The 12487-nt window shown below is 73.4% G+C and carries 14 protein-coding genes; 6 read left to right on the top strand and 8 right to left on the bottom strand.

What is annotated here, in order from left to right; translation table 11 throughout:
• Nucleotides 1–27: 27 nt before the first annotated feature.
• Entirely contained in the window at nucleotides 28–885 is an 858-nt protein-coding gene (locus RIN80_RS07280) for a DUF6397 family protein (RefSeq protein ID WP_309094675.1), read from the bottom strand.
• A gap of 186 nt (nucleotides 886–1071) precedes the next feature.
• On the bottom strand, nucleotides 1072–1485 hold the full coding sequence (locus RIN80_RS07275; RefSeq protein ID WP_309094674.1) for a roadblock/LC7 domain-containing protein: 414 nt from the start codon (nucleotides 1483–1485) through the stop codon (nucleotides 1072–1074).
• A 104-nt stretch (nucleotides 1486–1589) separates the two neighbouring features.
• On the opposite strand from RIN80_RS07275, the gene RIN80_RS07270 reads away from it, so the two are divergent.
• Nucleotides 1590–2018 carry a PPOX class F420-dependent oxidoreductase gene (locus tag RIN80_RS07270; RefSeq protein ID WP_309094673.1) on the top strand — a complete coding sequence of 143 codons (429 nt, stop codon included), beginning with the start codon at nucleotides 1590–1592 and terminating at the stop codon, nucleotides 2016–2018.
• Nucleotides 2019–2034: 16 nt separating this feature from the next.
• Here the strand turns inward: RIN80_RS07270 and RIN80_RS07265 are convergent, their stop codons facing one another.
• The 3 genes from RIN80_RS07265 to RIN80_RS07255 all read right to left on the bottom strand — a co-directional run bounded on the left by RIN80_RS07265 (nucleotide 2035) and on the right by RIN80_RS07255 (nucleotide 4006).
• On the bottom strand, nucleotides 2035–2640 hold the full coding sequence (locus tag RIN80_RS07265) for an ATP/GTP-binding protein (protein ID WP_309094672.1): 606 nt from the start codon (nucleotides 2638–2640) through the stop codon (nucleotides 2035–2037).
• A gap of 96 nt (nucleotides 2641–2736) precedes the next feature.
• Nucleotides 2737–3123, bottom strand: coding sequence for a DUF742 domain-containing protein (locus tag RIN80_RS07260; RefSeq protein ID WP_309094671.1), 387 nt, complete (start codon nucleotides 3121–3123; stop codon nucleotides 2737–2739).
• 109 nt (nucleotides 3124–3232) lie between these two features.
• Nucleotides 3233–4006 (bottom strand): MHYT domain-containing protein, encoded by a 774-nt coding sequence (locus RIN80_RS07255; RefSeq protein ID WP_309094670.1) that lies wholly within the window; start codon nucleotides 4004–4006, stop codon nucleotides 3233–3235.
• A gap of 152 nt (nucleotides 4007–4158) precedes the next feature.
• Between RIN80_RS07255 and RIN80_RS07250 the strand changes: the two genes are divergently transcribed.
• Nucleotides 4159–4758, top strand: coding sequence for a class I SAM-dependent methyltransferase (locus tag RIN80_RS07250; RefSeq protein ID WP_309094669.1), 600 nt, complete (start codon nucleotides 4159–4161; stop codon nucleotides 4756–4758).
• 137 nt (nucleotides 4759–4895) lie between these two features.
• Here the strand turns inward: RIN80_RS07250 and RIN80_RS07245 are convergent, their stop codons facing one another.
• A complete protein-coding gene (locus RIN80_RS07245) occupies nucleotides 4896–5798 on the bottom strand; it encodes an oxygenase MpaB family protein (protein ID WP_309094706.1) in 903 nt (300 codons plus the stop codon).
• A gap of 98 nt (nucleotides 5799–5896) precedes the next feature.
• Here RIN80_RS07245 and RIN80_RS07240 point away from each other — a divergent pair, with 98 nt between their 5' ends.
• Complete coding sequence (locus tag RIN80_RS07240) at nucleotides 5897–6193, top strand: hypothetical protein (RefSeq protein WP_309094668.1); 297 nt, start codon at nucleotides 5897–5899, stop codon at nucleotides 6191–6193.
• Nucleotides 6194–6330: 137 nt separating this feature from the next.
• Nucleotides 6331–7188: a hypothetical protein gene (locus RIN80_RS07235; protein WP_309094667.1), complete on the top strand. Its 858-nt coding sequence runs from the start codon at nucleotides 6331–6333 to the stop codon at nucleotides 7186–7188.
• Between the two features lie 89 nt (nucleotides 7189–7277).
• Here RIN80_RS07235 and RIN80_RS07230 read toward each other — a convergent pair whose 3' ends face one another.
• The gene (locus tag RIN80_RS07230; protein WP_309094666.1) at nucleotides 7278–7460 is read right to left on the bottom strand and encodes a hypothetical protein; all 183 of its coding nucleotides are present in this window, start codon (nucleotides 7458–7460) and stop codon (nucleotides 7278–7280) included.
• A 354-nt stretch (nucleotides 7461–7814) separates the two neighbouring features.
• Here RIN80_RS07230 and RIN80_RS07225 point away from each other — a divergent pair, with 354 nt between their 5' ends.
• Nucleotides 7815–10658, top strand: a complete 2844-nt coding sequence (locus tag RIN80_RS07225) for an SNF2-related protein (RefSeq protein ID WP_375141641.1) — start codon at nucleotides 7815–7817, stop codon at nucleotides 10656–10658.
• Entirely contained in the window at nucleotides 10655–11956 is a 1302-nt protein-coding gene (locus tag RIN80_RS07220) for an SWF or SNF family helicase (RefSeq protein WP_309094664.1), read from the top strand. Before RIN80_RS07225 ends, RIN80_RS07220 begins: the two co-directional genes overlap by 4 nt.
• A gap of 1 nt (nucleotide 11957) precedes the next feature.
• Here the strand turns inward: RIN80_RS07220 and RIN80_RS07215 are convergent, their stop codons facing one another.
• Nucleotides 11958–12314 carry a hypothetical protein gene (locus tag RIN80_RS07215; RefSeq protein WP_309094663.1) on the bottom strand — a complete coding sequence of 119 codons (357 nt, stop codon included), beginning with the start codon at nucleotides 12312–12314 and terminating at the stop codon, nucleotides 11958–11960.
• Between the last annotated feature and the right edge of the window lie 173 nt (nucleotides 12315–12487).

The following is a 12487-nucleotide window of genomic DNA, read 5'->3' as shown; positions in this document are numbered from 1 at the left end:
GTGCTTGTCTCGATAGGTGCTCTTGGCCTAGCGCCGGCCTCTGCGTCGTAGCCGGCCAAGGAGGCCGGTCGGACTCGGCTGCGTGGGTGGTGCAGGCTCCGGCAACGGGCGCGGTGCCGAGCATTCCCCGCGGGCCGTCTCCATCGTATGGGCCAGGTCCGCGCGGAACCAGGCCACTTCGTCGGGATCCGTCGCCGTCGTGAGCCGCTGGGCGAGTTCGGCGGCCGGTGAGCCGGGCGCGCCGTGGCCGGGGAGGCGGGGGCGGAAGCGGTCCAACCGGGCCAGGTCATCGGGGTCCCCGACGACCTCCGCCACGTCGACGGGGTCGAGGAGGGCGGCGACGGCTGCCGCGCGCGCCCACGGGTCGTCGCCCGCCTGCCGAAGCAGGAAACCGCTGTGCCGTCCCCGCCAGTTGCGGGGGCGGCGATCCAGCCCGGCGTTCAGTCCGTCCCTGATCTCCGCGGGCAGGCGTCCGGACAGCAGCCGGGCGTTGTTCGCCTCGGCCGTGAACTGCCGTAGCTCCTCGGCCAGATACAGCCAGACGACGGCCCGATAGCGGTTGAGGTAGAAACTCACCGGTACGAGCAGGCCGAAGCGGGCGAGGCTCGTGAACCTGGTGGGCGCGATCTCCATGAGCGCGGCGCCCTCCTGGGTGCCGGTGGTCCTGACCCGTCCCCGGAGGCCGTCGGGGAAGCCGTCGGCGGCACGCAGCCGGTCGAGTTCGGCGCGTGTGACGCGTCGGCCTCCCCCGCCTTCGTCCGGCGCGGTCCGGATGAGCCCCAGGTTCACGGCGAGGTCGAACTCGCTCCGCTTGAGGTTGAGTTCGCGGGCGGCCCGGCTCGGGCCGAAGGTGGAGCGGTCGGTTTTCGCGAGCGTGCCTGACATGGTCGTCTCCCCCGTGGAGTCAGTGAGTGGCGCCGCGTGTGGCCATGCATGCGGCTGACATGCGTGGCCACTGTGCGGTCACCATGTGCGGTAGCGGTGTGCGGTCGTCGTGGAAAGACCGTAGCCCGATCCGCCCACCTCGTGGCGAGCCTGTGGATAACTCCGCGGGAAAGAAGAACGCGCAGGTCAGGCGCCCTTGGTCGGCTTTCGTTCGGGCTGGCGGGCGTCCACGTCGAGGTGTTCACCGACCCGGTTGACCAGCAGTGTCATCTCGTACGCGATCTGGCCGATGTCGGCCTCCGCGCCGCTGAGGACGCACAGACAGCTGCCCGTGCCGGCCGCGGTGACGAAGAGCACCGCGTCATCGAACTCGATCATCGTCTGGCGGACACTGCCCGCACCGAAGTGCCGTCCCGAGCCCTTGGCCAGGCTGTGCAGGCCGGACGACACGGCCGCGAGGTGCTCGGCGTCCTCGCGGCGCAGTCCGGTGCTCGCGCCCGTCACCAGGCCGTCGTTGGACAGGACCAGTGCGTGCCGGACGTCGTGGACGCGCTCGGTCAGGTCGTCCAGCAGCCAGTCGAGTCCCTGGTTCTGCGCCATGTCCCGATCTCCCCGTTTTCTCCCCGTACGATTCTCCTCCTGGCCGGAGGATCTCCACGCCAGCCTTCCCCAGGACCGCGGTCGGGGCAAGGAGGATGGGAGCCATGGCGGAGAAGATGACCGACGCGCAATGGCGGGAGTTCGTCTCCCACGGCACCCGCACCGGAAAGCTGTCGACGGTCCGCGCCGACGGCAGCCCGCACGTGACGCCGATCTGGTTCGTGCTGGACGGGGACGAGCTGGTGTTCAACACCGGAAAGAGCAGTGTGAAGGGGCGCAACATCGTCCGGGACGGCCGGGTCGCCGTGTGCGTGGACGACGACCGGCCGCCCTACTCCTTCGTCGTGCTCACGGGCCGCGCCCGGGTCTCGGAGGACCTCGACGAGGTTCGCCACTGGGCCACCCGGATCGGCGCCCGGTACATGGGTGAGGAGCGCGCCGAGGAGTTCGGCGCCCGCAACGGCGTGCCCGGCGAACTCCTCGTACGCGTCACGATCGACCGGATCCTGGCGGAGCGGAACGTCGCGGACTGACCACGCGGTCGCCGGGTCAGCCGACCGAGTCGAGGAGCCGGGCGGTGTGCATCCGCCCGGCGTACTCGACGAGCCGGATCAGCACCTCCTTCCCCGAGTCGCGGTCACGCGCGTCGCACAGCACGACGGGCGTGCCCCGGTCGAGGTCGAGGGCGCGCGAGACGTCCGGGGCGCCGTGCCGCCGGGCGCCCGCGAAGCAGTTGACGGCCACGACGAACGGGATGCGCCGGTGCTCGAAGTAGTCGACGGCGGGGAAGCAGTCCTCCAGGCGCCGGGTGTCGGCGAGCACCACCGCGCCGAGCGCCCCCTGCGACAACTCGTCCCACAGGAACCAGAAGCGGTCCTGGCCGGGCGTGCCGAACAGGTACAGGGACAGGTCGGAGCGGATGGTGATGCGTCCGAAGTCCATGGCGACGGTCGTGGTGGTCTTGTGGTCCAGGCCGTCGGTGTCGTCCACGTACTGGCCCGCCTCGCTGAGGAGTTCCTCGGTGCGCAGCGGCCGGATCTCGCTGACGGCGCCGACCAGGGTGGTCTTGCCCACCCCGAATCCGCCGGCGACCAGAATCTTCAACGCCAGCGCGGCGCTCTCGCCGCCCGCGGCGTCGCAGTGCTCGGAGACCATTGATCACTTCTCTCGGGAGTGCCGGCAACGAATGACGTGCCTGCGGGTGTGATGCGGGTTCGTCCACGCCGGACGTGCAGTCCCGCGCGGGTTCGGCTACAGCGCCCTCAGCCCTTCGATCACCTCGCGCAGAATGCGTTCGTCGGGCAGTTGCGCCGGAGGCACGGGGCGGCTGACGGTGACGCAGCCGAGCTCCAGGAGGTCGCCGAGGAGGACCCTGACCACGCCCACGGGCAGGTCCGCGCCGGCGGCGAGTTCGGCGACCGCGACGTCCTGGGCGGGGGTGACGGTGGCGTAGGCCCACAGTGCCAGCAGGGAGAGTCGGGGGCCTACGGGGTGTACGCATGGACTCCTCGCTCGGGAGTGGTCGGGGGTGCGGGCCGCCTGCGGCGGGACGAGCCGCCCGGGGCTTGCGGCGGACCGCCCGGGCCGCGGGTGGGCGGCCCGGGGCTCGCGACTGACCGGCCGGGGGCGGAACCTCACCGGGCTGGAGGCGAATCGTCCTGGGGGGCGAGCCGCCCGGGTCCGGTCGTGAACCACCCGAGCCGCGCCCGCCCGGCTTCGGCGCGCCGCCCGCCGCACGCGACCACCCCTAGGGCGAGACGCTCTCGACCGGCCGCTGCGCCGATGCGGACGCCTCCCGTTGACCGGTCGTCGGCGACAGTGCGACGAAGTCCGACGTCAGGAAGAGGTAGGACCCGAGGCCGACGGCGAGAGGGAAGATGAACTGCATCGCCGCGGCCCCCGGCAGAGCCTCCGCGGAGGGCGACAAGCGAGCGCTCACCGCGAACATCCCGGTGTAGTGCATGCCGCTGACCGCCGCGCCCATGATCAGGGACGCCAGGGTGACCGCGACGGGCGACTCGATGTTGAGCGCCGCCCAGAGCGCGGCCGTCGCGGCGACCACAGCGATCAGGACCGAGAGCATGACGAGCGCCGGATCGTAAGTGACGTCACCGTGCAGGCGCACGGCCGCCATGCCGAGGTAGTGCATGCTCGCGACGCCGAGGCCGGTCGTGAGTCCGCCCACGAACAGCGACCTGCCGCGGTCATGGCCGTAACCGACGGCGAAGACGCCGACGCAGACGACGACCATGGCCACGAGCGGGCTCAGCAGCGTGAGCGGCACGTCGTGGCGGATGTCGGTGCCGGCGGCACGGAAGCCGAGCATGGCCACGTAGTGCATGGTCCAGATGCCCGTGCCGATCGCCGAGGCGGCGGTGACGAGCCAGTTGCGGCGCGAGCGCCCGGTGGCGGCGAGCGCGCGGACGGTGCAGCGCAGCCCGAGGGCGGCGCCTGTGCACGCCATCACGTACGACAGCGCGGGGGTCAGCCACCCCAGGGCGGCGGGGTCCAGATGTCCCATGGCCCCGGGACGCTAGACCCGGAGCAGGCACACAACGGGGGCGCATTTCGAAAGCTGTTGCAATATGACGCAGCGATGCACCGGAACGATCGGGGCACGCTCGAACGTGTGCACTGAGGCATGATCCCTGCCGGTGAGGAATCATGCGGTGCATGAGCGACGACCAGACGCGTGTTCAGCAGTTCTTCGCCGCCCGCGCCGCCGACTGGGACACCCGGTTCCCCGACGACGGTCCGGCCTACGCCGCCGCGGTCGCGGAACTCGGGTTGCGGGCGGGAGACCGTGTCCTCGACGCCGGATGCGGCACCGGCCGTGCCCTGCCGCCCCTGCGCGCCGCCGTGGGGCCCTCGGGGGTGGTGCTCGGGGCCGATCTGACCCCGGCCATGCTGCGGGAGGCCGTGCGGGCCGGACGGGACCGTGACGGGACGCTGCTGCTCACTGATGTCGCCGCGCTGCCCCTGCGCGCGGGGTCGCTGGACGCCGTGTTCGGGGCGGGGCTCATCTCGCATCTGCCGAACCCGGCCGAGGACCTGCGGGAGCTGGCGCGTGTGGTGCGCCCCGGTGGTGTGCTGGCGCTGTTCCATCCGATCGGCAGGGCGGCCCTCGCGGCCCGCCACGGTCGTCCGCTCACCCCTGACGACCTGCGCGCGGAGCCCAACCTCCGTCCCCTGCTGGCCGGTTCGGGGTGGCGCCTGACGTCGTACGTCGACGAGGACGCCCGCTTCCTGGCCCTGGCCGTCCGCGAGGACTGAGCTTCCCTCACCTGACGTCCGCGAGGACTGCGCGCTCTTCCCCCGACGTCCGCGAGGACTGAACGCCCCCTCACGCAGACCGCCGCGAGGACTGAACGCCCCCCTCACGCCGACCGCCGCGGAAACCGGGGGCTCCCTCACCCGGCCGCGGCGTCCGGCACTCCCGTATGCCGCACCGGGCAGCCCCGTACGCCCGGTACCGGCCACGTCCCCAGTTCGGCGATCTCGTAGCCGTTCGGGTAGCCCTTGATCTCCCGGTTCTGGCGGGCGAAGTGCGGGGCGCGCCGGGGCGGCAGCAGCCGGACGGCACGCCCCCGCAGCCGTACCGCGCGGCGTACCCACGCGCGCGTGACGGTACTCGGCGGGGTGTAGCGGAACGCGTCCAGGAGCGAGTCGTCGAGCAGCGAGAGGGTCGCGGTGCGCAGCAGCGGCGCGAGCGGGCGCGGGTACCAGGAGGCCATCAGATCGAGCGTGGCGTCCGAGACGCGGCGGGCGTCCTCGTCCCAGGCGAAGTGGGCCGCCTCGTAGTCGTCGAGGCAGGTCTCGAACTCCTCGTACGTCCGGGGGATGTCCTTGATGCCCATGTGGCGGCCGAGCGTGCGGTAGTGGACGACACTGGCGACGGTCTCGTGGCGCGACATCCTGCGCCAGCCGTAGGCGTCGATCCACCGCTTCGGCATCACGACGAACGTGCAGAGCACGTAGCGCATGTCCTCGTCGCTGATGTCGTAGCTGCGGTGCATCCCGTTGATGCGGCGGATCGCGGTCCGGCCCTGCTCGCTGCCGAAGCCGTGCTCGACGACGGTGTCCAGGAGCAGCGAGGTGTCGTCGTAGCGCTTCTGCGTGCGGTCCGTGAGCTCCGCGGTCCGTGCGAGCAGCCGGCCGATGCTCGGGACGGCGTAGGTGCGGTACAGGGCCAGTTCCAGCGAGCGGGCGAAGTCCCAGGGGAACTCGTAGGCCACACTGAGCCGGTAGATCTCCGTGGCCTCGCGGTACGGGTCCATGCCGCGGATCCGCCCGAGCCGTTCGAACCGCTTCACCGTGCCGTCCCCCTTCTGTCTGCGAAGCTCCAACTCTACGTTGGTGGCCGGGAGATGAACCGCGAGCGGGGACAGCGCACCGGGGGAAGGCGGTCAGCATGTGGGACAGGGTCCGCAAGGCCGGGGGGAGAGTCGCGCACGCCCTGCGCCCGGAGCCGAGGACGGGCGGCCGTGAGCGCCCGCACAACCTCTTCGAGGCCGCGGCCGTCTATGTCGCGGCGAGCGCGCAGGACGACCAGGAACGGGCCGACGAGGCGGCCGGCTGGGTGTCGCCGGAGGCGCTGTCGTTCGGGGTGAACGAGCTGGCCTGCCGGGCCGTCGTCGCGCTGGCGCGCGAGCGCGGCGAGTCGCCCGGGAACGTGGCCCGTGAGCTGCTGGGGCTGCCGGCGGTGTGAGGGACCGGGCGCCGGAGGGCCGATTCGCCCCTGTCCGCCGGAAAACTGCAGCTCCGGGCGCGCTTGCGAGGTCGTGACAAGCGGCTTCCGCTCGCACTAGGGTGCGCGCCGTTGGACGAATGGATGGGGGTGCTGGGATGGCCGGGACGGACGAGGACGCCGTCGCCGCCGCGGACGATGCGCTCTATGTGCTCACGGCGGTGCTGCTGACGCCGGCGAAGTTCCCGAGCGTGCTGGGCGACGACTACCCGGAGGCGTGCGCGGCGCTCGGCCTCGCGCCGCTCGCCGACGGTTACGGGCTGGTGCTCGGCCAGGACGGCGACGGCGCCCGGTGGACGGTGGTCATCGACGACGTCTCCCTGGTGGCGGTCGCGATCGCGTCATGGGACTGCGGCATGGAGTACGAGCTGTCGCCCGACGAGCGCACGGTGGTCGCGGCCCTGCCCGGCTGGCCCCTCGCGGTGGCCGTAGCGGCGCCCGACGTGCCCGCGCCGCACGATCCCGGCCCGGAGGCCGACGACCGGCCGCCGCTGACCCCGCCGGACACCAGCGCGTGGGGTCCGGCCCAGCGGCGCCTGGGCGCGGACGAGATCGCGCTGCAGTGGGCGACGTGGCGGGAGCAGGTCGACGACGCGGCCTTCCCGCAGCCCGGGACGGCGGCGACGCCGGGTGACGGCGGCGAGGCCGCCGACGGCCCGGACGGCGCAGGCGAGAACGGGCCGGCCGGCCACAGCGGCATCCGGCGCGTCCTGGCGGAGGCGCGCACCTACATCGACACGCCACCGCCGCTGGGCCGGGTCCGCTCGTCGTTCGCACCGGGGGACGCGCGGACCCTGCGGGCCGACGGTCCCGGCTGGTCGCTGGTGGCCAGGACCGACGACATCGCCTTCGTGCTGCTGGACGAGGAGCCCGGCGAGGTCCTGCCGGTGGGGCGGGGGCCGGAGCTGCCGGGCCTCCTCGCGGCGCTCGACAAGATGGCCGTACGGCCGTCCTGAGCGGTCCGACGATCAACGGTTCGAACGGAACGGACGGAACGGACGCTCCGGACGATCAGCGGTTCGAACGGGAGGGGCGCTCCGGACGATCAGCGGCCCAGCTCCTTGCGGTTGACGCGGCGCAGCCTGCGTCGCTGTGCGGGATCCAGCGCGAGGTAGGCGGCGGCCGGGACTCCCAGGATGATCAGAAGCGCGGCCCACCAGGGCAGCCAGATCAGCAGGATGAGCCCGGCCGCCACACCACCCGCGGCGATCTTGGCGTTCTTCGACATGACTGTCGCCTCCTTCGCGGCCACTGCCGCTCTCTGTCCTGGAAACGGCCTCGCGTTTCCGGCGGTTCCAACGCTGTCCCTGAGACATCCCTGAGGCCTGACCCCGAGGCGACCCTGAGGAGACGCACCGCCGAAGGACGCACTGCCGCGGCAGTGCACCGCAACGCACACCACTGCGCATTCATAGTGACCCACCTCACAGTAAAGCCATACGCGCACATTCGAAATGTGCTGTACCCTCGGCGACTCCCACTGCTAGTCAAATTTGAGGAATCAGTCATAGCCGAGCAGACGACTCCCCCGGCACCGTCCTCCGCTCTCTCCGGTCTTCCCGACCCCGCCGATCATCCCGACCTGTTCCCTCTGCCCGATCTCCCCGAACTCACCCAGTGCGCCGCCGTGTTCCTGCCCGGCGACCCGGCCCGCACCGGCAGCGTCGCCTTCTGGCGGCCTGACGGCGACCCGCCTCCGGCCGTCGCGCCGGGATCCGTCTCGGAGCTGACCGTCGCCGTGCCCGGCCACGACGGGGTCGAGGCGGTGGACGTGCCCGCCGCGCTGATGCCGGTGGACGCGGTCCTGCCGCTCCTCACCCGCGCGCGACTGACCGGACAGGGTCACCGTGCCACTGTCTTCTGGGGCGCGGCCGCCTTCCAGGCGCTGCACCTCGTGGCCCGCGGACTGCTGCTGCCGGGGCTGTCGCAGGGCGACCACGACGCCTGGCGCACGGGCCCGCTGGGCGCCCAGGACATCGAGGTCCTGCGCCGGCTCGCCGCCGCCATGCCGCCCGAGGCGCACGCCGTGCCACTGCCGGGCGCCCGGCCCCTGCGGCTGCCCGACCCCGAGCAGCTCCTGCGCGCCTTCCTCGACGCCGTGGCCGACAGCCTGCCCCGCTCCCCCGCCGCGCCTGCGGTGACCGGCGGACCCGCCTACGCGTCACCGGCACCGGTGCACCTGCCCGAGCAGCGCCCCTGGGCCGCCGACATCGCCGCCGGTCTCGACGCGGGCGTGCGGCTGTCGCTGCGCGTCGAGGCGCACGGCCTGACCGGGACGGCCGATGACGACGCCGACGTGACGTTCCGCGCCGTGCTCCAGGTGCACGGCGTGAGCGACCCGGCGCTCGTCGCGGACGCCGCCGACGTCTGGGCGGGCACCGCGGGCGAGGCTCTCGGCCCCCGCGCGCGGATGGACGCCCTGCTCGCCCTGCGCCGGGCCGCACGGGCCTGGGCCCCGCTCACCCCCCTGCTGTCGGCGGCCGTGCCGGACGCGATGGAACTCACCGACGACGAGGTCACCGAGCTCCTCGGCGCGGGCGCCCACGCCCTGGCGACGGCCGGCGTGGACGTGCACTGGCCGCGGGAACTGGCCCGCGAGCTCACCACGCGCGCGGAGGTGGGGCCTTGCGACGACGAGCGGGACGACGGCCGCTCCTCCGCCGCCGTGCCGTCGTTCCTGTCCGCCGACGCGCTGCTCGCCTTCGACTGGTCCTTCGCACTCGGCGACCGGAAACTGAGCCGCGCGGAACTGGACCGGCTCGCCGAGGCCAAGCGCCCGGTCGTTCGGCTGCGCGACCAGTGGGTCCTGATCGACCCTCGGGAAGTGGCACTCGCCCGCTCCCGGCAGGACCGCAAGGTCACCCCGGTCGACGCCCTGGGAGCCGCCCTGACGGGCTGGACCGAGGTGGACGGCCGGCGGGTCGAGGTACGGCCCACCGGCTGGCTGGCGGCTCTGCGGGAGCGGCTGGCCGATCCCGAGGCGCAGCGGCCCGTGGCACAGCCGGCCGCCCTCGCGGCCACCCTGCGGGACTACCAGCGGCGGGGCCTGAACTGGCTCGCGAGCATGACGTCGCTCGGGTTGGGCTGCTGTCTCGCAGACGACATGGGGCTCGGCAAGACGGTCACGCTGATCGCGCTGCACCTGCACCGGCAGGCCGACGCGCAGTCCGCCGGTCCCACCCTGGTGGTCTGCCCGACCTCCCTGATGGGCAACTGGCAGCGGGAGATCGAGCGGTTCGCGCCCGGTACGCCGGTGCGGCGCTTCCACGGCCCACGCCGGGATCTGGCGGGCCTCGCCGACGGCGAGTTCGTGCTCACCACGTACGGCACGATGCGCCTGGACGCGGCCCGGCTGGCGGAGGTGCCCTGGGGCATGCTCGTGGCGGACGAGGCCCAGCACGTGAAGAACCCGTACTCCTCCACCGCGCGGCAGTTGCGTTCCATCGGAGCACGCGCGCGTGTGGCGCTCACCGGCACCCCGGTGGAGAACAACCTGTCGGAGCTGTGGGCGATCCTCGACTGGGCGACCCCGGGGCTGCTGGGCCGGCTCGGCACCTTCCGCAGGCGGTACGCGGAGGCCGTCGAGGGCGGCCGGGACCCGGCCGCCGCGGACCGGCTGGCCCGGCTCGTACGGCCGTTCCTGCTGCGCCGCCGCAAGTCCGACCCGGGCATCGCGCCCGAGCTGCCGCCGAAGACGGAGACCGACCACGCCGTGTCGCTCACCCCGGAGCAGACGGCGCTGTACGAGGCCGTGGTGCGGGAGGCGCTCGCGGACATCTCCGGCGCCGGCAGCATCGCGCGGCGCGGGCTGATCGTGAAGCTGCTGACCGGCCTGAAGCAGATCTGCAACCACCCGGCGCAGTACCTCAAGGAGGAGCGGCCGGCGATCTCCGGGCGCTCCGGGAAGCTCGAACTGCTGGACGAACTGCTCGACACGATCCTCGCCGAGGGTGCGGGCGTGCTGGTCTTCACGCAGTACGTGCGGATGGCCCGCCTCCTGGAACGGCACCTGGCCGCCCGCGGCACGCCCTGGCAGTTCCTGCACGGGGGCACGCCCGTCGCCGAGCGCGAGGCCATGGTGCAGCGCTTCCAGGACGGGGAAGTACCGGTGTTCCTCCTGTCGTTGAAGGCGGCCGGCACCGGCCTGAACCTCACCCGGGCCGAGCACGTGGTGCACTACGACCGCTGGTGGAACCCGGCCGTCGAGGCCCAGGCGACGGACCGTGCCTACCGCATCGGGCAGACCCGGCCCGTGCAGGTGCACCGGATCATCGCGGAGGGAACGATCGAGGACCGCATCGCCGAACTGCTGACCCGCAAGCGGGAGCTGGCGGACGCGGTCCTCGGTTCCGGCGAGGCGGCGCTCACCGAACTGACGGACGCGGAACTGGCCGATCTGGTCGCACTGCGAGGGGGCCTGCGATGACGGAGTACGACGGTGACACGGAACGCACGTTCGCGGCGCTGCCGCCCGCGCGTGGGCGGGGCTTCGCACAGACCTGGTGGGGACAGGCGTGGCTGAAGGCGCTGGAGGACACGGCGCTGGACAACGCACAGCTCAAGGCGGGCCGCCGGCTGGCCCGCGCGGGAGCGGTCGGTGCGGTGTCGGTCCGTCCGGGCCGGCTCACGGCCGTCGTCCAGGACCGCGACCGCACGGCGCACCGGGCCGACGTCCTGCTGGAGCAGCTGTCGCCCGGGCAGTGGGACCGCCTGCTGGACATGGCGGTGGAGCGGGCCGGCCACGTGGCGGCGCTGCTGGACCGGGAGATGCCGCCGCACCTGGTCGAGGACGCGGCGGCGGAGGGCGTCGACCTGCTGCCCGGCCTGGGCGACCTGGAGCCGGAGTGCGACTGCGGAGCGTGGGACCACTGCGGGCACACGGCGGCGCTGTGCTACCAGGTGGCGCGGCTGCTGGACCAGGACCCGTTCGTCCTGCTGCTGATGCGGGGGCGTGCCGAGGACGGCCTGCTGGGCGACCTGCAGCGGCGCAGCGCCACGTCCGTCGGGGGATCCGCCGGACCGGAGGGCGTGGACGCCGCCGAGGCCTATGGCGCCGGTGACATCCTGCCGCCGCTCCCGGAACTTCCGGCTCTGCCCGACGGGCCCGGTGTGCCGCCGTCCCTGGACGCCGAGACGGCGCCCGCGCCCGGCGTCGACCCCGCCGCGCTGGAGTTCCTGGCCGCGCGCACGGCCGGACGGGCCCACCGACTGCTCGGGCAGGCGCTCCGAGGCGCCTTCGAGGCGGAGCTGACGCCCGCACAGGACGCGGTACGGCTGGCCGCGGGCGAAGCCGGGCAGGAGGCGGCCGCCCGGCAGGAGACCGCTCCGGGCCGTGAGGTGGCGGACCGTCTCGCCGACGGCTCGGGACGCGGCCGGGAGGGTCTGGCAGCCGCCGTACGCGCGTGGCGCCACGGTGGTGCGGAGGCGCTGTCCGTCCTCGACGAGGAGTGGCGTGTGGAGGGCGAGGCGCTCGCACGGGCGCGTGCCGCCCTGGACTCGGCCTGGGACGCGGACGAACGGCCCGAGCTGCGGGCCCGGGCGAACCGCTGGACGGCCGTCGGCGCACCGGTCCAGTTGCGTCTCGGCCGGGACGGCCGGTGGTGGCCCTACCGCAAGGAACGCGGGCGCTGGCTGCCCGTCGGAGCCGCGACCCGGGACCCTGCCACGGCTCTCGCGTCGGCGGAACTCACCGCCGACGCAGCCGCGCCAAGCTCAGGGCAGTAGCTCACTCACCGAGGTCCAGGGACGGAAGAAGCGATTCCAACCCACTGGGCGGATCGCTCGGCAGCCGGGTCGGCAGGTCACTGGGCAGATCGCTCGGCAGCCGGGTCGGAAAGCCCGAGGGCAGCGCGGTCGGCAGGTCGCTCGGCAGCCGGGTGGGAATGCCGAACGAGGGCCTGGACGTGCTGCTCGAACCCGATCCGGGCGGCTCGTCCTGGTCCGGCGAGTCGTCGCGTCCCGAGGCCATCAGCACCACGACGGACACGGCCGCGACGGCCACGAGTACGGCCGGCAGCAGGAACAGCGGAGCGCGGCGCCGGGGAGGACCGGGCGGACGGGCCGGTACGGGCGGCATGGCCATACGGACCAGAGTCGCGGCGTACCGCTCGGCGCGGGAGGGGCGCGCGGAAGCTGATACGGACTCATGGCACGGACCGCATGGTTCCGGAGCGTGACGGGCCCGTCGGCCGGTCACCCTGACCGGCCGACGGCCCGCACGCGCACGTGCGGACGCCGGTACCACGCGCGCGTGCA

Source organism: Streptomyces sp. (assembly GCF_031181705.1).
Taxonomy (GTDB): Bacteria; Actinomycetota; Actinomycetes; order Streptomycetales; family Streptomycetaceae; genus Streptomyces.
This window is presented reverse-complemented; position numbering and strand designations above follow the sequence as displayed.